The sequence below is a fragment of the Leptospira congkakensis genome, assembly GCF_004770265.1.
In the GTDB taxonomy this organism is placed as follows: domain Bacteria; phylum Spirochaetota; class Leptospiria; order Leptospirales; family Leptospiraceae; genus Leptospira_A; species Leptospira_A congkakensis.
Genome location: NZ_RQGQ01000016.1, coordinates 251,702 through 270,403, shown reverse-complemented (window position 1 = coordinate 270,403; position 18,702 = coordinate 251,702). Strand labels below are relative to the sequence as shown.

General features: G+C 38.4%; 19 protein-coding genes. 9 read left to right on the top strand and 10 right to left on the bottom strand.

The window, feature by feature from the left end; translation table 11 throughout:
- The first annotated feature begins 32 nt into the window (after positions 1-32).
- Positions 33-1,910, top strand: coding sequence for an ABC-F family ATP-binding cassette domain-containing protein (locus tag EHQ70_RS11645; protein ID WP_135586574.1), 1,878 nt, complete (start codon positions 33-35; stop codon positions 1,908-1,910).
- Positions 1,907-3,667 carry a PP2C family protein-serine/threonine phosphatase gene (locus EHQ70_RS11640; RefSeq protein ID WP_135586572.1) on the top strand — a complete coding sequence of 587 codons (1,761 nt, stop codon included), beginning with the start codon at positions 1,907-1,909 and terminating at the stop codon, positions 3,665-3,667. The genes EHQ70_RS11645 and EHQ70_RS11640 overlap by 4 nt, the downstream gene beginning before the upstream one ends.
- An 18-nt stretch (positions 3,668-3,685) precedes the next feature.
- On the opposite strand, the gene EHQ70_RS11635 is transcribed toward EHQ70_RS11640, so the two are convergent.
- The 4 genes from EHQ70_RS11635 to EHQ70_RS11620 form a co-directional block, all read right to left on the bottom strand.
- Complete coding sequence (locus tag EHQ70_RS11635; protein WP_244288319.1) at positions 3,686-4,165, bottom strand: hypothetical protein; 480 nt, start codon at positions 4,163-4,165, stop codon at positions 3,686-3,688.
- Between the two features lie 70 nt (positions 4,166-4,235).
- Positions 4,236-4,910 carry a hypothetical protein gene (locus EHQ70_RS11630; protein ID WP_135586570.1) on the bottom strand — a complete coding sequence of 225 codons (675 nt, stop codon included), beginning with the start codon at positions 4,908-4,910 and terminating at the stop codon, positions 4,236-4,238.
- A gap of 7 nt (positions 4,911-4,917) precedes the next feature.
- Positions 4,918-5,466 carry a hypothetical protein gene (locus EHQ70_RS11625; protein WP_135586568.1) on the bottom strand — a complete coding sequence of 183 codons (549 nt, stop codon included), beginning with the start codon at positions 5,464-5,466 and terminating at the stop codon, positions 4,918-4,920.
- A 3-nt stretch (positions 5,467-5,469) separates the two neighbouring features.
- The gene (locus EHQ70_RS11620; RefSeq protein WP_135586566.1) at positions 5,470-5,877 is read right to left on the bottom strand and encodes a hypothetical protein; all 408 of its coding nucleotides are present in this window, start codon (positions 5,875-5,877) and stop codon (positions 5,470-5,472) included.
- A gap of 240 nt (positions 5,878-6,117) precedes the next feature.
- Between EHQ70_RS11620 and ilvC the strand changes: the two genes are divergently transcribed.
- The 3 genes from ilvC to EHQ70_RS11605 all read left to right on the top strand — a co-directional run bounded on the left by ilvC (position 6,118) and on the right by EHQ70_RS11605 (position 9,434).
- Positions 6,118-7,119 carry a ketol-acid reductoisomerase gene (ilvC, locus tag EHQ70_RS11615; RefSeq protein ID WP_015682044.1) on the top strand — a complete coding sequence of 334 codons (1,002 nt, stop codon included), beginning with the start codon at positions 6,118-6,120 and terminating at the stop codon, positions 7,117-7,119.
- A 51-nt stretch (positions 7,120-7,170) separates the two neighbouring features.
- The gene (locus EHQ70_RS11610; RefSeq protein WP_135586564.1) at positions 7,171-8,490 is read left to right on the top strand and encodes a thiolase family protein; all 1,320 of its coding nucleotides are present in this window, start codon (positions 7,171-7,173) and stop codon (positions 8,488-8,490) included.
- A 287-nt stretch (positions 8,491-8,777) separates the two neighbouring features.
- On the top strand, positions 8,778-9,434 hold the full coding sequence (locus EHQ70_RS11605; RefSeq protein ID WP_135586562.1) for an HD domain-containing protein: 657 nt from the start codon (positions 8,778-8,780) through the stop codon (positions 9,432-9,434).
- 114 nt (positions 9,435-9,548) lie between these two features.
- On the opposite strand, the gene EHQ70_RS11600 is transcribed toward EHQ70_RS11605, so the two are convergent.
- Entirely contained in the window at positions 9,549-10,415 is an 867-nt protein-coding gene (locus tag EHQ70_RS11600) for a hypothetical protein (protein WP_135586560.1), read from the bottom strand.
- Positions 10,416-10,534: 119 nt separating this feature from the next.
- Here EHQ70_RS11600 and EHQ70_RS11595 point away from each other — a divergent pair, with 119 nt between their 5' ends.
- A complete protein-coding gene (locus tag EHQ70_RS11595) occupies positions 10,535-11,377 on the top strand; it encodes an SH3 domain-containing protein (protein ID WP_135586559.1) in 843 nt (280 codons plus the stop codon).
- A 5-nt stretch (positions 11,378-11,382) separates the two neighbouring features.
- A complete protein-coding gene (locus EHQ70_RS11590; protein WP_135586558.1) occupies positions 11,383-12,636 on the top strand; it encodes a phospholipase C/P1 nuclease family protein in 1,254 nt (417 codons plus the stop codon).
- Here EHQ70_RS11590 and EHQ70_RS11585 read toward each other — a convergent pair.
- The 3 genes from EHQ70_RS11585 to EHQ70_RS11575 all read right to left on the bottom strand — a co-directional run bounded on the left by EHQ70_RS11585 (position 12,633) and on the right by EHQ70_RS11575 (position 15,576).
- Complete coding sequence (locus EHQ70_RS11585) at positions 12,633-13,013, bottom strand: DUF2237 family protein (RefSeq protein WP_135586557.1); 381 nt, start codon at positions 13,011-13,013, stop codon at positions 12,633-12,635. The two genes, EHQ70_RS11590 and EHQ70_RS11585, sit on opposite strands and share 4 nt — an antisense overlap.
- Before the next feature lie 155 nt (positions 13,014-13,168).
- Complete coding sequence (locus EHQ70_RS11580; protein WP_244288317.1) at positions 13,169-14,374, bottom strand: M23 family metallopeptidase; 1,206 nt, start codon at positions 14,372-14,374, stop codon at positions 13,169-13,171.
- On the bottom strand, positions 14,371-15,576 hold the full coding sequence (locus tag EHQ70_RS11575) for a M23 family metallopeptidase (RefSeq protein ID WP_135586555.1): 1,206 nt from the start codon (positions 15,574-15,576) through the stop codon (positions 14,371-14,373). The genes EHQ70_RS11580 and EHQ70_RS11575 overlap by 4 nt, the downstream gene beginning before the upstream one ends.
- A gap of 101 nt (positions 15,577-15,677) precedes the next feature.
- On the opposite strand from EHQ70_RS11575, the gene EHQ70_RS11570 reads away from it, so the two are divergent.
- Positions 15,678-16,415 carry a glutathione S-transferase N-terminal domain-containing protein gene (locus EHQ70_RS11570; RefSeq protein WP_135586553.1) on the top strand — a complete coding sequence of 246 codons (738 nt, stop codon included), beginning with the start codon at positions 15,678-15,680 and terminating at the stop codon, positions 16,413-16,415.
- On the opposite strand, the gene cutA is transcribed toward EHQ70_RS11570, so the two are convergent.
- Complete coding sequence (cutA, locus tag EHQ70_RS11565; RefSeq protein WP_135586551.1) at positions 16,388-16,708, bottom strand: divalent-cation tolerance protein CutA; 321 nt, start codon at positions 16,706-16,708, stop codon at positions 16,388-16,390. The two genes, EHQ70_RS11570 and cutA, sit on opposite strands and share 28 nt — an antisense overlap.
- 50 nt (positions 16,709-16,758) lie before the next feature.
- Here cutA and EHQ70_RS11560 point away from each other — a divergent pair, with 50 nt between their 5' ends.
- Complete coding sequence (locus tag EHQ70_RS11560) at positions 16,759-17,547, top strand: NADase-type glycan-binding domain-containing protein (RefSeq protein ID WP_135586549.1); 789 nt, start codon at positions 16,759-16,761, stop codon at positions 17,545-17,547.
- A 22-nt stretch (positions 17,548-17,569) separates the two neighbouring features.
- On the opposite strand, the gene EHQ70_RS11555 is transcribed toward EHQ70_RS11560, so the two are convergent.
- Positions 17,570-18,613 carry a hypothetical protein gene (locus tag EHQ70_RS11555; protein WP_135586547.1) on the bottom strand — a complete coding sequence of 348 codons (1,044 nt, stop codon included), beginning with the start codon at positions 18,611-18,613 and terminating at the stop codon, positions 17,570-17,572.
- Between the last annotated feature and the right edge of the window lie 89 nt (positions 18,614-18,702).

Below are 18,702 nucleotides of genomic sequence, written 5' to 3'. Positions count from 1 at the left end.
TGAGATTGTCCGAATGACCCCATTTCCATCTCATGGACATTGTGCTAGTCTCCGTTTCCAAACTTTCCAAAACCATCGGCGAAAAAAAACTTTTTTCAAACCTTGATTTCTCTATCAGCGAAGGAGAAAAACTTGCCATTGTTGGTATCAATGGATCTGGAAAATCCACCCTACTCCGAGCCCTTCTTGGAAAAGAAGAAACGGATTCCGGACAAATCATCAAAAACAATAATCTTAAAATTTCTATCCTCGATCAAAATCCGGTCTTTGACCAAAACGAAACCATTCTGGATCATATTTATAAGGGTGATAACAAACTTGTCAAAACCATTCGCCGTTACGAAGACATTTGCGAACGAATGAGTGAAGGTGAAGAAGGACTAGATGATGAGTTTACAGAAATTTCCCAAGAGATGGACAGACTGTCCGCATGGGACTACGAACAACAAGTAAAATCCATATTAAAAGAGTTAGGTGTTGAGAAGTTAGAAAGAAAAATGTCCGAGTTGTCTGGAGGGATGCTTAAAAAAGTAGAACTCGCAAAATCACTGATTGATGAAAGTAATTTACTCATTTTAGATGAACCAACAAACCACTTGGATGTAAAATCCATCTTATGGTTAGAAGATTATTTAGCAGGACTAGACAAAGCCATCCTCCTCATCACCCACGATCGTTATTTTTTAGATCGAATTGTAACTAAAATTTTGGAACTCGACCGCGGGAGTCACTTTGTTTATGAAGGAAACTATTCCATTTATTTAGAACGAAAAGTGGAAAGAGAAGAAACCCTTCAAAAACAAGAAGATAAAATCAAACAATTTCTAAAACAAGAAGTGAAATGGTTGAAACGACAACCCAAAGCACGATCCACAAAACAAAAAGCTAGGATTGATCGTGCAAGCGACCTCCAAAATAGAGAAAAACGAGAAATACAAAAGGATTTAGAACTGAGTGTTGCTGCTAAACGCCAAGGGAAAACCATTTTAGAAATTCATAATTTGAAAAAAGGAATTGCCGATCGATTGCTCATCAATGATTTCACATATACTTTCAAAGCAAAAGAAAGACTCGGTATCATTGGACCAAACGGAATTGGAAAATCAACACTTTTGAATTTGATGGCAGGTCGCATTACGCCTGATAGTGGATTCATCAAACCAGGAATGAATACGAAGGTAGGATATTTTGACCAAACCAGTTCCGAACTTCCTCTAGAAAGAAATGTATTAGATTATATCAAAGATGTTGCTGGGGAAATGATAGAAACCGAATCCGGTGAAAAAATTTCTGCCTCAAAAATGTTGGAGAGGTTTCTCTTTGACGGAAAATTACAATACACACCCATCGCCAAACTATCTGGAGGTGAAAGGCGTCGCCTTTTCCTTGTTCAGATCTTAATGACGGGTCCAAACTTTCTCATCTTAGATGAACCAACCAATGATTTGGACATCCAAACACTTTCTGTTTTAGAATCCTTTTTAGATGAATTTCCAGGTACTGTTGTGATTGTTTCTCACGACCGTTATTTCCTCGACCGTACAGCAGAAAGCCTGCTCATTTTTAGAAAAGAAGGAAAACTGGATCATTACATTGGAACCTTCTCTTCGTTTTTGGAAACCGATTCTTTAGAATTAGAAAACGAACAAAGTTCCCCAAAACCAAAAGAAGCTCCGCAAGCGACAGTAGTTTCGGACAAACCACAAAAATCAAAACAAGACCAAAAGAAACTCTCCAAACTAGAGTCAGAGATTGCCAAACTCGAATCCTCCAAACAAGAACTAGAAAAGAAATTGAGTACATTCGCAAATGATCATACGGAACTTCAAAAAATATCTGAAGAAATCCAAAAGATAGAAGCGGAAATTCTTTACAAAATGGAGGAATGGGAAATGCTTCAATCCGGATGAAGACTGTCCTATATACAAGAATTTTGATTTGGACACCCATCATCTTTATTGGGTATTTCATCTCTGCTCAAATTGGTTTTAAAATTGCCTTCTTAAATAGCCAAGTATCTCCTGTTTGGCCACCGGAAGGTGTGGGTTTAGCTTCCCTCCTTCTTCTTGGTCCCATTGCCCTTCCTGGAATTTATATTGGTGCTACCTTAGCTAATTTTTTTAATAACCCGCACATTCAAACAGCAATTATTATAGGGATTGGTAACACACTCAGTAGTTATGTAAACTACAGAATCATCAAGAGGGTCTCAGAAAAAGCAGACCCCATCTACTCTACCAGAAACTTAATTTATTTCTTAAGTATCGGAACCATCCCTGGATCGTTTATTAGCACCGTGCTCGGTGTAACAAGTTTATGGTATTGGGACTTTTTAACCACTGAACTTTATTTCAATGTGTTCTTTACTTGGTTTTCGGGAGAGATGTTGGGTTTTCTCATTGTAGCCCCCCTACTCTATGTTTGGTTCCACCCAAAGGCAAAACTAAAATTAGAACTTCATAAACAAATCGAACTTCTACTTTGGATCATACTGGTTTATATTTCGGGAACCATTGCTTTTAGTGATGAATGGCCTCTTCTCTTTTTACCCATTCCTTTTGTTATCGTCACAAGCATTCGGTTCAGACAATTCGGTGCTACACTTGCCACCGTTGTACTCGCCTTTACAGCTGTTACACTCACCATAGATGGGAAAGGTGTTTTTGCAAGAAGGGACGAAACAGGTCTCTCCATCAACGACTCTCTTATTTTTTTGGATGCCTTTTTGTTTTGTATCAGCGGGATTGCCTACTTTTTGGTGACAGCCACTAGAGAAAGAGAAAGGGCACAACAAGCCTCTTTGAACTCTTTGCAAGTTCTAAATGAACTAAAAGAAAAAGCCAATGAAGAGTTGGAAAAAAAAGTTTTAGAAAGAACTGCCGTCATTGAAGAACAACGAGTGGAAATCGAAAAACAATTGGATATGGCCAAACGCATCCAAGAATCTCTTTTTCCTCAAAAAGAAATTTTTCCAGAAGGTGTGGAAATTCTTTTTAAAAACATTCCCATGATGAAAGTTGGCGGGGATTTGTATGATATTGTTTGGAGACCCGAAAAACAAGAATTAGGTGTTTTTATTTGTGACGTTTCGGGTCACGGGATTCCTGCTGCTCTTCTAAGTGCTCTTGTCAAAACATCTCTCGACAAATGGAAAGAAGATCCTTCTGACCTAAAAGAAAATTTAGAATCCATTCGGACTCAAATCATTCCTAACCTTAGGGAACATTTTGTAACTGCGAGTTTACTCCATCTTCACACAGACTCTGGATCACTAACTTTTGCCAGAGCCGGCCACTTTCCCCTTTTTATCATTCGTAAATCGGGAGCACTGGTAAGTTTGAAACCCATGGGAAGGATCATCACTCCTATTTTTGCCATCTTAGCAGAAGAAGAAAGATTCCAACTCGAAACAGGGGATTTAATTGTGATGTTGACCGATGGTTTGACCGAAGCAAGAGAACCGGAATCCTTACAAATGTTTGGAGAAGAAAGGTTACTCCACTTAATTCGTGATATACGGGGATTACCATTAAAAGAAATTCGAGACCAAGTTTTCCAATCGGTCATTCAAATTTCCGGAGGAATCACCGCCATCCAAGATGATTTGACTTTTGGTCTGATTCGTTATACTGGCAATGCCGACGAAAAGGTTAAGGTTGGATCATAGTTTTATTCTTTTGGTAAGTCATTCTTTGCTCCCAGGTGGTTCCAAAAATTCTTCGATACAAGGAAGGAGGATTTCGGTTCTTTCTTTTTCATTCATGGGACCTAAGTCCCCGCCTTTCGATCTCTTATTTGTTGTATAATTACCATGATTGATCATCGAAATAAGATTGTAGAGTTCTATCTGCTCTGGATTCACGCTACGAATTAGTCCGGTGCATGCGCGATAAGAACCTAGAGACGTAAACTCTTTACGAAAGTAAGTGAATTTATATTCACCTTGATTCATTTGTCTGGATCCCAGCCTTTTCGGGTGTTGCTTTAGCTTTGTTTCCATCCATTGATGAATGTCGATGTCCTTTGGTAAAAGGACTGGATTGTTTGGATACACTCGTCTTTCGGGAGGAAGGAGACTTGCACAGCCTAGAAACAATATTAGAATTCCAACAATATAAGTTTGAGCAAAAACAATAAACAGAATCTTCCGAACCAGTGTTTTCATACCGATCATCTCTTCTTCACCTTGATATATAAAAAATCGACTCGTTCGCTTTCACTTAAGGCACCATGTTTCATTCTTCTGCCACTTCTTTTGGAAGTTTAAGATAAATTTCATCAATTGCATCTTGAAACCCATTCAAATATAAAGTGGAAAAAATACTTGGTTCGTTGGATAAGTTTCCATAATCTCGCATTTCAAAAAGAAAAGGAAAAGGCATATACCAAGGGCTCAAATAACGAGTTCCAGAATGGGAACTTACCTTTTCTGAAACCAAACTATTTTTATGGTATAACTTAACGGTAACATCTAACGTTATTTTTTGTTTGCAAGGGATGATACAAAATGTAACCAACTGTAATACTTGTTTGAATGAACCTTGGTCCCAATCACTTCGGGGTCTGGTTGCCGTAACAAAGAATACATAATCTGTTTTTACATTTGTCAGTTGGAATTCTTTTTCATCGATATTGTGTATGGAAATCTCTTTCCATTGGTAACGATTTCTGCCGATCTCTTCTTGTTTTTTAGAAAAGTATATTGTGGGCGAATCTCCAAATGGAGGGCTATACTCCACCAAACCGCGGTAACTTGGTTGGAAATACATTCTGTTTTGATTCAAAATTGTGACTGTATCGCTGATTTTTGCTTTTGTAGATTCTTTAGAGAATGGTTTTAGGTTTCTGTCTAAATTTGCAAAAGAACAATGAAAATAGAAAATGAGAGAACTTAAATAAAAATATTTCACAAATCAATCATTCCTTTGTTTGTGGTGGTTCTAAAAATTCTTCCATACAAGGAAGAAGGATTTCTGTTCTTTCCTTCTCACTCATGGGACCTAGGTCACCGCCTTTATTATACCTACCTAAAGATTTCGTATAATCAGAATAATTGATCATAGAGATCATTTGAAAAATTTCAATAGCATACGTGTCGTTTTGACGAAGGTAGGCACCACAAGAAATATATGATCCGATAGATGTATTTTTTTTCCGGTAATATACGATTTTATATACCGACGAATAAGGTGTATAGCTTTGGAGATGATTCGGGAATTGTTTCTGTTTTGAATTCATCCAGTCGTGGATGTCCATTCCCTTAGGGAGAGGTATTGGATTCTTCGGATAAACTCGTCTTTCTTCTGGCAGTAAACTCGCACAACCCAAGGAAAGAAATACTGAAATGAAAAAGAAAAGGCCAAGTAAAGAAACGATTCGAAAAGATGAATTAGTTCTCTTCGGATATAGGTAACGGTTATATCCCATTCGATCCGAAGAGATCGTATCAAAGTTTAAATATCCCAAACTCTATAACCTCCATTTCCCTGGACTTCCGGCATTATGGTATCTTCCTGCGGGAACATGGAATGGGTTATGACCTCCTCCGTGAGACCTTGGTACTTGAATCTGATTCCCTCCGCCATGATACGGGTAAGGGACTCCATAACTTCCCCGAGACCCTTGGTATGGATAAGGGTAATCGCGGTAATTGTGACCTCCATTGCTGGGATGCCTTACGTAATAGGAGTCATGAGACAAATCTGGAGAGATACATCCTCCAGCAAGAACTGCCAAACCACTCACCAAAAACAAGGAACAAACAAACCTAACGAGCCTTTGACGGTTTAGTTTTTCAATGGATTCTAAATTGATTCTGTTCATCATGAATCCAGTATAAGGTGAAAATTCCCATGCGCCAATGGAGGATTTCCGCATTTGCGGAAATCACCTATGCCCATCATTTGGTCTGGTTAGAGAATTTTTGGCCAAGGGGATAAAATATTATGTCACTAAGCGCCCTTGATGCGAAGGAGGCGTTAGCCGTCCGAAGGACCGAAGCGAACGCGGAGTCCGGAGACAGCAAGGAAAGGCGCCCTAATTCGTTCTTGTTTCCCTCCTTATAGTTAAAAATGATGGAAAAATAAGTTAAATTTTCCGCAGGAAGTGTGCCCATCCATGGCAAATATCTATTACGACGACAGTTGCGATCTAAATCTCCTTAAAGGTAAAACCATTGCAGTGATTGGCTACGGAAGCCAAGGTCACGCCCAAGCTCAAAACATGAAAGATTCTGGTTTGAAAGTCATTATTGGACTTCGCGACGGATCTAAATCAGTAAAAGAAGCCAAAGAAGCTGGCTTTGAAGTGTTCAGTGTTGCGGAAGCTGCTAAAAAAGCAGACATCATCCAAATCCTTGCTCCAGACACAATCCAAGCTGACATGTATAAGGCGGATATTGAACCAAACCTTACTGAAGGAAAGGCTCTTGTATTCTCTCATGGATTTAACATCCATTACGATCTCATCACTCCTCCTAAAAACGTAGACGTTTATATGGTAGCTCCGAAAGGTCCAGGACACCTCGTTCGCCGTGTTTACACAGAAGGTGGTGGAGTTCCTTGTTTAATCGCTATTTATCAAGATGCGACTGGCCAAGCAAAAGCTCGTGCCCTTGCTCACGCAAGTGGAGTAGGCGGAGGAAGAGCGGGAATTTTAGAAACATCTTTCCGTGAAGAAACAGAAACTGACCTTTTCGGAGAACAAGTAGTTCTTTGTGGTGGTGTTGCGAACCTCATTATGAGTGGATTTGAAACATTAACAGAAGCAGGTTACGATCCAGAAATCGCTTACTTCGAATGTTTACATGAAGTGAAACTCATCACTGATTTAATTTACGAAGGTGGACTTGCTCGTATGCGTTATTCCATCTCTGATACTGCAGAGTATGGAGATTATATCAGCGGACCACGTATCATTGATGCTGGTGTAAAAGCTCGTATGAAAGACGTTCTCACTGATATCCAAAAAGATAAAGGTGCAGCGTTCGCTAAACGTTGGATGGCGGATACAAAAGCTGGATACCCAGAATACAAAAAACTCAAAGAAAAAAATGCAGCCCACCCTATCGAAGCAGTAGGAACTAAACTACGTTCGATGATGAAATGGCTTGCGAAGTAATTTTTAAGGTAACTAAAGTTTTAGTCTAAAGAAAGGAAGAAGGGATTTTATATGAAAGTAACACAAAAGATAGTACTCGCAGCACCTGCACGAACTCCTTTTGCTCAAATTGGAAAGGCGCTCTCACATTACGCTGGTCACCACCTTGGAAAACTCGTTGGTGAAGAAGTTATGAAACGCAGTGGTTTGAAACCTACTGATATTGACGGTGTGATCGTTGGAGAAGGTTTTTCTAACGCACCTAACTCGGCACGTGTGATTGCAAACTTGCTTGGACTTCCTATGGAAATTCCATGCCTTACAGTAGCAAACAACTGTGTATCTGGTTTGGAAGCTGTTGCGGAAGCAACTCGTCGTATTTCCCTTGGTGAAGGAAAAGTTTTCCTAGTCATCGGTGAAGAATCACAAACTTCTATGCCATTTGTTGTTAAAAATGCGCGTCTTAACAAAAAAACAAACAGCTTAGATTCACTTGTAAAACTTCTTCCAAATGACCTTCCTGAAGGTGTGGAAATTCGTGATACACTAGAAGACGGACTTGGTGATGGTGAAACTTCTTTCGGTATGCAAGTAACGGCAGAAATTCTCGCACAAAACTATGCACTTGCTCGTGAAACACAAGACAAAGTAGCTTACGAATCTTTCAAACGTGCCTTTGATGCCACTCAAGAAGGTCGTTACAAACCATATATTATGGAAGTGAAAGATGATGAAGGGAACATGTTACAAGCTGACGAAGCAGTTCTTCTTCGTGAAGGTCTTGTGAAAAACCCTACTCGTATGGGTCGTGCGATGTTACTCTTTGACAATCCTCAAATGAAATTTGACCAGTTCAAAGAAAAATACAGCAAATACTTAAAGAAATCTCATGGACCAACTCTTTCTATCTTCAATGCAAGCCCACGTTCTGATGGAGCGGCTGGTATCATTGTAGCATCAGAAGATGCGGCTAAAAAATTAGGTCTTACTGCAAAAGCTTATGTGAATGGTTTTAACATGCGTGGTGTAGATCCAAACCTTATGGGTCTTGGCCAAGCAGAAGCAACGATTGCTCTTCTTGGTGAAACTGGTGATAAAATCGAAAACATCGACATCATCGAAATCCACGAAGCATTTGCTGCAACAGCAGTAGCAGCTCTTGAGGAAATCAAATCTAGAACTGGTCTTGACTGGGAAAAGAAATTTGATGAGAAAAAAATCAACCCTAACGGTGGATCTATCTCCATTGGACACCCGTTTGGTGCTACTGGTGTAAGACTCCTTCACAACGCTATCATGGACTTTGAAGAAAACAAAGACGTGAAAAAAGTGCTAGTGACTGCATGTGCACACGGTGGGATCGCAGGATCAATGATCGTAGAAAGAGCTTAAATATCGAATTTAAAATTCGGATTAAGTTTCGTTCGAAAGATCGATGGAAAAGCCAAGGGAAACCTTGGCTTTTTTGTTTTTTGGGTAGGATCTTTTTTCAGAGGTGAACGTTGGAAAAGACGAACTTATTGGAAAAGAATTTTTGGTTTTGAGAAAGGGGTTTGTAAGAAGGGGAAAGATGTGGTAAGAGGTAAGTATTGGGAGGCGGGTCTAGTTCCCCACCCAATCAGGGCGGGGATATATAGATTCACAATCCACAATGCATTTATCGAGAGAGGATTTAAACCATGACAATTCGTGAAGAATGTAAAACTAGATTTGAATCCTTAATTTCAAACTTCATTGACGCAGGACATATCGTAAGTCAATCCCTCTGGAAAGAAATAGAAACCAGATATTCCGAACCACACCGCGCCTACCACAACTTAAACCATCTTTACCAAATGTTAGGTGAATTTGAAAAAGTAAAAACCCGACTTGAAGATTCAGAAATGGTTCTCTTTGCCCTTTACTATCATGATTTGATTTATAACCCAAATTCCAAATCGAACGAAGAAGGCAGTGCCAAAATTGCAGAAGAAAGACTCTCCCAATTAGGAATCGTCAAGGAACGAATAGGGATCTGTTTACGCCATATCCTTGCGACCAAATCACATAGATTAGGTGAAAGTTACAACCCTGATACAAAATATTTTTTAGATATGGACCTTTCGATTTTGGGAAGTGACGAAAAACTGTATTTAGAATACACCAAAAACATCAGAAAGGAATACGCTATTTACTCTGATGACGATTACCGTAAGGGACGAATCCAAGTTTTATATCATTTTATCGAAACAACCCGGCTCTTCCAAACAGATGATTTCTTTGATCAATATGAAATGCGAAGCCGGCATAATCTGAAAACGGAGATCCATAGTTTGCAGAAAGGTGAACTCTTTTAAAAAGAATTTTTGGTATTGAGAAAGGGGTTTGCATCCTTTATAAGGATATGATAAGAGGAGTGCATTGGGCGGCGGGTCTAGTTCCCCACCCTAATCAGGGAGGGGATATAAGATTCACAATCCAAACCGCGCAAGCATCGGAACTAAACCCTCTTTCGTTTGCCCTGCCGTATCATATCCAGGGAAAATCTTAAACAACTTCAGATAAAAATGTTTTTCAACTCGTTTGTTTCCATTAATTGTTTTTTCAAACACATCTTTCGTAAACAAGTGAAACTCAAAATACCCGGCTTTGAATTTTCCATCTACACCAATCCGACTGCCTATTCGGAATCGTAAAGGATTGTTTGTACCTAAAGTTTCTAAACAAGTTTCTCCTTCGAAAGTTAAGGTTTTAGAAATATAAAATTTTTCTTTTACACCCATCTCACGGAAATCTCTAGAGCCGGGAAGTTGGATTAACACTTTTCCTTCACGTCGAAATTCCAAACTATATGATAAAATATCTAAATTAGATACATCCACTGCATTAATATCTATTGTTAAATGATGATCTAAAACATCCGTAGAACGAGTGACCACACTTCCCTCTCGTTGGCCAATCGCAATCATTTTGTTTTTATTTAAAGGAACTGTATATTTAAAAACCATTCCAGGATCTGGTAAATCTTTTCCTTGCACAGTCATAGCAGAATGAATTGGTGTTTGTGTGATGGTATGAATATCAGGAATTGAAATCTCTCGGTTGTTCGATAAATTTTGATTTGATGAAAGATTCGCATCTTTCGAATTTAACTTTGATTTGAATAATTCCAAAGATTTTAATTTCGAAATCGTCAGCCTTTGCATGACAACAATTAGGACAAGTACGGCAACCAGCAACACAAGCACAAATACCCAAGTTTCATAGGCATTCATCCTTTCTTCCAACATTCGTATCTGTTCCACTGAATATGGTTTCATTACTTCTGCGAGTATCATTTAAAATCCTTTCCGATGAAAAGCCTACACTATCATTGTCGACCTATCATCCCGAGAAAAAAACCTCCGCTTCGGAAAAGAGATCGACTCTTAACACTTAGTTCCCTATTTTCTACACTATGTCGGGTTATAAGATTTTACTCTACATTCTAATTTTATCATGTGTTTTACCAATCTTTCCAGAAGATCACTGGGATAACTACATACAAGAAAAAACAGTTGGTTCCACCTATCAAATATTTGGTGACAATGTAAATATAAGAGAATCAAACAACCTCAATGCAAAAATAAAAAAGAAACTTTCTATTGGATCTGTCGTGACCATTCTCTCAAAAACGAACCAAATTTTGGAACAGGATTCAGTAAAAGAATATTGGTATGAGGTAAAATCAGAGAAGGATACGGGATTTATTTGGGGAGGCCTCATCGCCGATTATTCCTTCCCAATAGAAGAAAATACAATCTTATGCAGAAACTTAGGAGTCAAACTTCGCAAAATTGAATTAAAACTAATCCAAGGAGATAAAATCCTAACACAAACCAAATTGGATGTGGGACCAGTTAGTAATGAAATTTGGAAACATAACATTTACTCCGAATCTCAGTTTTCACCAAGTCCAAAATTTTTATTTGGACTAACCTATTTTGTTTTTTCCGAAATTGAATATGGTTATACAAATGAACTACTGATTAGTATCTCTCCAGACAATAAACTAATTTCTCAATTTTCATGGATCCCTGGATCATGTGATCCACCTTCTTGTGCAGAATCTTGGTTAGTATTTCCAAACGAAACACTTAGCGAAGATAAAAAAACCCAAAGAAAACTCACCAAAGGCATAAAGAATACCATCCAAGAGTTGACTCATAGTTTTGACATTGAAGACTCTAATTTCCACGAATACTACAAATCAGAATACATTTGGAATGGAACTACCTTCCAAAAAAAGGAAACCCAATAAACTTTATGAAACAATTCATCGTTAGCTTTGTTATTTTAACTTTTGCCTTACCTATTTTCTCCTGGAACAACCATGCAGGAATCACCTATTTGATTTTAAAGGATCATTGGAAAGGCCAACCAACGCCAAAAGTCAAAGTAGAATCTTTAAAATCCTTTTTATCCAAAGAAAAGTCATCCATCCAAGAGACTCTTTCTATATCCGAGGAATGGGCCTTAAAAAAGTTACCTCACTTAACACCAACAATAGAAAGTTTGAAATTTTCAAAAACAACAAAGGAAGCGGAACTTGTAGTTAGTTTTTACAAAGCCCTTCGAGTAAATCCAAACCATAAAGCAGCATTGTATATCCAATCAGTTCCCAAAAGAAGTGGAACCAAACTTCCGTTAGATAACCTTACAACCCTTAAAGAAAAAGGCAAACTTGTAAATGAAACCTTTTTGGCTCTACAAGAAGGCCAAATGATTGGAGCCGACGAAGTATTAGTGTCTGCTACGGATGAACCGGATTACGACTTAGATTTGTATCTGTTTGAAGATAATGGAAGTGAAGTGGGAAAAATTTATGGATTTGGAAGCCAACCATTTGGAAACCCAGCAATCGAATTTTCATCCCAAGCACCATTCCATATGGGATTTTATTATGAACCAGGTATTATTTTTGCACTTGCTGGTTTTCTCAAACAAACTTATCCAGAATATAGAATCCATCAATTTACAGAGCTATCCAATTTGGCTTTCCGCACAGGACATCCGTATTGGGGGTATCGTTTTGCAGGTTGGGCGTTACATTACATCCAAGACTTAACACAGCCATACCATTCTTCTGTATTGCCAAGAGTCAGTGCAGCAAAACAAATTGGCGTACAACTTGTATCTATCCTTGGTTATCAATCACCCAAAAATGATATGATCAACTTTATTTCAGGGAGACATACATTAATTGAAGAGTATCAGTATTATCTGATTCGCAATTTGATCGAAACCAAAAATTGGAACCATTCTGTTGCAAGTTCCATCACTGGATTTTCTTCTGTGGATCAAACCAAATGGCAGGGAATGGACTCTCTAAGAGAAAATGTTTGTAAAGAGGCCTATAAAGCCGGTGAACCAATTGATGAACAGTTGGAGTATTTAGAAATTCCAAAATACGAAACTCTATACGAACCCAACCACCCTATCCATACAATCCTTGGATCCCTACTTCACAACACATCCAAACATACAAGAGCCTATTTGGATGCGTTAAAAACTAATTAATCAATTTCCTCAACAGCAAATCTTTCCAATAACTCCAATGGAATGATTTCTAACGCACGTTTGTGGGTAGATTCCAAAAATACTTTTGGAGCTACCCCATTGCGGTAAGCTTCCAACCATCTAGATGCACAAAGACACCAACGTTCTCCAGGTTTTACGCCAGGAAAGGCATATTGAGGCCAAGGTGTGATGAGATCATTCCCACTTTGTTTTTGGGATTCTAAAAACTCCTCCGTTGCTTGTACACAAACTGTATGAGATCCCAAGTCATCGTCAGATGTATTACAACAGCCATCCCGAAAAAAACCCGTGAGTGGCTTTGTGGAACAAGGAACCAAAGGTCCGCCAAATACATTTAAAGATTCATCCATTTCCATAAGAATCTCAAACTAGGAAAAGAATCGAATCTGGGAAGATGTTTCTGAATTTAAGTGAGAAAAAAAGATGGGGGTTTGCACCCCCAATAGAACGACCAAAAGGTCTTGGAAAGCCTATAGTCAATATACTATACATACATTTACTTGTCAAATGATTATGGCCTGACATCAAAAAAAAGAATCTTTTTTTCGTCTCCATTGACCCTTACCCGAACCTTCCAACGCCCAGTGAATTTTGGATTATTGGCAATCGAAACATATCTGGCCTCGAAGGCCAAATTTTTCTCCGCAATCCAGTCCAATTTCATCGGTTCAAATCCCTTCCCTTCGATGGATATATCCAATTCGATCTTTTGGTTGCCTGGTTTTGCAAATTCAAGAGATACTAAAAAATTATCACCTAACTGAAAAGAGGTTTCGCCACAATGCACTCGTTCCCTTTTTGAAGTTAATTTACAGATTTGAATGTCTTCTTCTAAGATATCTGTTTTTACCGGATCAATTCCTGGTCGTGGATACCAATACATAAAAAATTCGTTTAAAGTATCTCTTTCCGAATACTGAGTTTTAAACAATGTGGGAATGGTAGTGACTTCCAATTGTCGATTAGGTTTATGAACTTCAAAATGAAGGTGTGGTCCTTGCGTATAACCAGTATTACCCGAATATCCGATTAACTGACCTGCTTCCACCATATCACCAACTTTTACAACAACACCATTTTTCATTAAGTGAGCATAATTTCCTAAGGTTCCATCATCATGTTGTATGATGATAAAATTTGCTTTGGATAACAGGTCTTTACGAAATCCACCTTCCGAGTATTTGGATTCAGTTGCCATCACATAGCCTTTTCTCGCAGCATGTACGGGAGTCCCAACTGGAATTCCAAAATCAATAGCATTTGCAAAACTACCAAAATGAGTGACAGAACCATTATACCCTTGCACAACTTTGGCTCGGATACCACGAGCAAATGGTAACAAGTAACTTACCGAATCATCATGTACACTATCCCAATCGCCAGGCCTGACTCGAAAAGCAAAGGAATGGAATGCATTTTTAGTTTTATCATCTAACAAAAATTTTGTAATATAAACCGGAGTCGGACCTTTCAGAACCGCATAATAGGGAAACGTAACATCCGTTTTAAAATTCACCAATGTTGCGTTGAGTAAAACTGAGTTTGTGATTTTGGGATTTGGATTGTAGTTACGAATAGAAAGTTCAATCCCATCCTCGTCTTTTGTTTGAATCAAACATATCCACTCTTGGTTACATTCTTCTGTAATGTTCGATTCTGCATAGACACTGGCCGAAACAATAAAACTAAAAAATATGAATAATAAAAATCTAGTCACTTTACACTCGTTAATTGAAAAAACATTTCTTTCTGAACCACACCATCAATGGCAACAGTCGCCGTCCAATCACCCTCAAGAGGTTCAGAAATATCCTCAAATTGGACATCCAGATAGGTGTCCCACCATTCCGGACTCGTCTCCCAATTATACAATTTTACAATAGAGGTCCCATTTTTACGAACTGAAATTTGAATCTTGTATCGAGAAGGCTTTAAAAGAGGAATATAAAAATACATCGGTGCTGTTTTTGCGAACGAAGTAACATTACACCCTAACCGCTCCAAGTTTTGAACTGATTCACAAATTTGGATCCCCTCTACGTCTGAAGCAGTTTTGACCAAAGGATCATTCGGTTCCCGCCGCCAATGGAGTTGTCCTTCTGAAACAATTTCTGATTCAGATGATTCCGTCCGAAACAAAGTGGGAATTGTTTTTTTTCGAAGACTAGAAGTTGGTTTATACACTTCAAAATGTAAGTGTGGACCATCACTAAATCCAGTGCTCCCCGTATATCCGATAGGAGTTCCCGCACTTACCTTTTGTCCACGTTTTACAAGAACTCCCATATAACGAAGGTGCGCATATTGACCGATGGTTCCATCATCATGTAGAATTTTTACATAATTAGCAGAATGAATGTATTTAATTTCAAACCCACCCTCATTATTTTTTTCCTCAGTATCGACCACAACACCATCTCTCGCTGCAGTAATCAAATCTTCTTCCTTCAATCCAAAATCGATCGAATAACGGTTGTCACCCTGATGGCTCTTAGTTCCTTTATATCCTTGGTACACTCGAACCTTCAATCCCTTTTCAAAAGGCAGTTCGTAAATTACTTTAGAATCGTGTTTTACTGAAAAATTTCCCAAAATCCATTTGTATTTAATTTGGTATACCCAACGTTTGTTAGGTTTATTGACAGAGAGGCGGAAAAGTTTTTTTGATTTTGGCCCCTTTAATACAGTCACCAAAGGGAGTTTGACCGAACTTTTCATGTTCTTAGAAGTAGCATTTACTGATAAAGTGGTATAAGTATCTTCTATAGCAATTTTGTTTTGGAAATAAACATCTACCCCTGTTTTATCCTGAATATAAATAACACAAAGCCTGTCCATAGAACAGAATTCGGAACGTTCTTTGGCAAATAAGAATCCGATAGGACAAAACAAAAAAAGAATAAAAATGCCAAATCTCATAAAACAGGAATCATGTTACTGAAAGGAAAGGTGGATGACAATCCATTTTCCATCATAAAAACTTGATTGCAGAATGATTTCTGATCCGTAAACTTCGACACATGACTTCAACCTTATACACTTTCTCCATTTCGCATTTTTCTGAAAAAGCTAGATGGGGATTGGAACTTGCCAACTATCCTTTTGAACTAAAACCCTTAGTTCCTGGTGCACACATCCAAACCCTAAAACCAATTGTGAACGATTTGTATGTGCCAGTTTTAGAAACTGATTCTGGTGTCATTCAAGGATCTGGAAATATTTTAGATATCATCGAAGAAAAAGCGTTTGGTCAAAAGGCCACCCTCGAAGAAAAACAAATGGAAGAAAAAATAGACATCCAAATCGGAAAAAGTTTACAAACGTTGCTCTACTTTCATATTCTAGATTACCCTGAAATTGTAGGTAAATTGTTTTTACTAGAGCCAGCTAAGTTATCGGATACAGTAGCGCCACCAGAACATTTTGATTTGATTGCTCTTTCTCTCAAAAGAAGGTATAAAATCACTCCTAAAAATTTAGAAGTCGTGAAACAAGCACTAGATGAAGGTGCAAAAGAACTAATTTCTATATACAAAGATAAAAAGTTTTTTAACGGGAACTCTTTTGGAAGAGTAGATCTAACATTAGCCAGTCTTATGGGAATGCTTGCAGAACCAAAGGAATCCCCTGCTTATCCTTGGTTTACATCGATTCAGATGCCGGAGTCTTTTCTCACCTGGAGAAAGGAACTAGGATTTGAATTGTTATTTGATAGAATTAGAGAATTCTATCAAGAATTTCGCAACCAATCCAAATAGTAAGGATTTCCAGAAACAATTGGCCAAAGAACAATGCAGGGAACATCATAAGAATGTAATTCTTTGATTCTCTGCATTAAAAGTTCAGACTTGTCCTTTGTGGTTTTCAACAAACAAACAATTTCAGAAGATTCCTCCATTTCACCATTCCAAATATAAACAGAATCCATTCCTTTGATGATGTTGGCACAGGCAGCTAAGCGCTCGGTTACAACTTGTTTGGCAATTTGTTTCGCCTCTTCCTCCGAGGAAAAAGTAGAATAGACAGTATAATATTCCCATGACTCATTCATTAAATTTATTTCCTACTTGCTCTAAATTTTATATGCTTATGATTCTGTGTATGTCTTTTCCAAGTCCCAAAACTTTTTTATTCATAACCGCCATCTGTCTGCCCCTTTTTGCAGAACCACTCAATCCTCCGAGTGTTACGTCTTCTAGTCAACTGCAACCACAATCTAAAAAATACACACCTATCTTTGCCATGGACGGAAAACTCAAAACGAGTTGGGTGGAAGGTGCTCTTGGAGAAGGGATTGGTGAATCCTTACTCATCAAATACAAATCACCCATCAGTTTCCGTTCCCTCTCCATCTACAATGGGTTTGGTGATCCTAAACTTTGGGCTGCCAACAATCGAATCAAAAAATTGAAAATTTCCGCGGAAGATGGGAATGAAGAAGTTGTGACGTTAAAAGATAGTTTGTCACTCCAAAGGATCGAGTTCAAATCAGAATTTCGGACCAAAGAAATTTCTCTCACCATCCAAGAAGTTTATAAAGGAACCAACACGGAAAACACTGCCATTGCAGAATTAGTATTCAATTCTGACCAAGCAGGCTCAGCTCTTGTTCCTCCTAAAAATACTTGGGCCATTGGAAAATGGAAAACAAAATCTAATATTGCAAGGATCCAACTGCATAATGATGGAACCTGTGAAATGGGATATGAAACAGCAAAGATGCTTTGTACTTGGACTGAAAAAGGGGACAAGGTCATTGTTAGTTTAGAAGCAACCCTCCCCCTCACAAACACAGATATTTTAGAAATCAAACGCCGAGGCAATCCATCTGATCCAACACTCGAGATCAATGGAAAACATGAGTTTATCTCCAACAGGGATGGAGTTTAAGATAGGAAATTCTTGACCAAGCTCAATCCATCCAGGATTCCCAAATGGATTCCACCACGGAAGGTTCTTTTTCTTCCGTGGTCTCAAAATACAAAACTGTATTTTGGTATGGTTTTCCTGAAAGGTCCCTAACGGGTGTTAATAAAACTAAATGAATATCCAATTCTTTTTCCAAACGTTGGATGGTAGACCATTCATCAAGCGAACCTTGTTTAGGATAAGGCAAAATTAAAATTCCACTCACCACTTCTGGTTTTGGATTTCTTTTTTTTCGCACCTCCCAGAGAATTCGACCAATCGAATAACGGAAATTAAACTCTGATACAGGTTGGACCTGAACCCTTCCTTCTTCTCTGTATAAAAAACCATCGATAGCACAAGGTCCCGAATACTCTTTGGGAATTAGTCCTTTTGTATCTTTTACCAAGTCCATCACCGGAGGTAAAAAGTGAGCGGAATGTGGGAGCTCTGTTCCACCAATACGAATTCCCCGAAACACCCCTTCTTTATCAATGAGCATAGCCGTGGATGTTAAATAAAAAAACTCTCCATCACGTACATCCCAGAGTGTTGAGAAATCAAAAAATCTTTCTTCACCCACCCAAGATTCTGCAAGGATCGGAAAACCAAAAAGTTTTTTGTTTACCTGAGCCATCTTCCAAGAATCAGAAGCCGATTTAAAGATGATATGATTTCTACCAGCAAGTCCAAATTCACTTTTAAGAACCAAAGGGAGTTTAGCCTCTTCAAGTTCAGCAAACAAGTGTTCTTCGGACGTAATTACTTTGGCCGCTAATGGAGAGTGGTGTTTTCGAAAATCAAGTTGAGTGATTTTTGAATTGAGATACCGTGAAGTTTCGATTCGAATTGGATCTTCTTGAAGCCTACCTTCATACCATTCGTTTCGGCATCCCCATTCTACAAGAGAGACTTCACCAAGTAAATCCCCTTCTTGGATGGGTGTTCCCGGGGTTAACCTTGAGTTTTTCCAGTGAGTATAAATTTCGTCACTAGGAAGCTCTTCTACTAAAACGAAATCTTCGGGTCTTGAGATGGGAAAAAACATCTTCTCCAAACAACGATTCCTCCGTTTGAGGGAGGAATCTAAATTCGGAGGTGTTGGATACAATCTATACTCAAATAATGAGTCTAGAT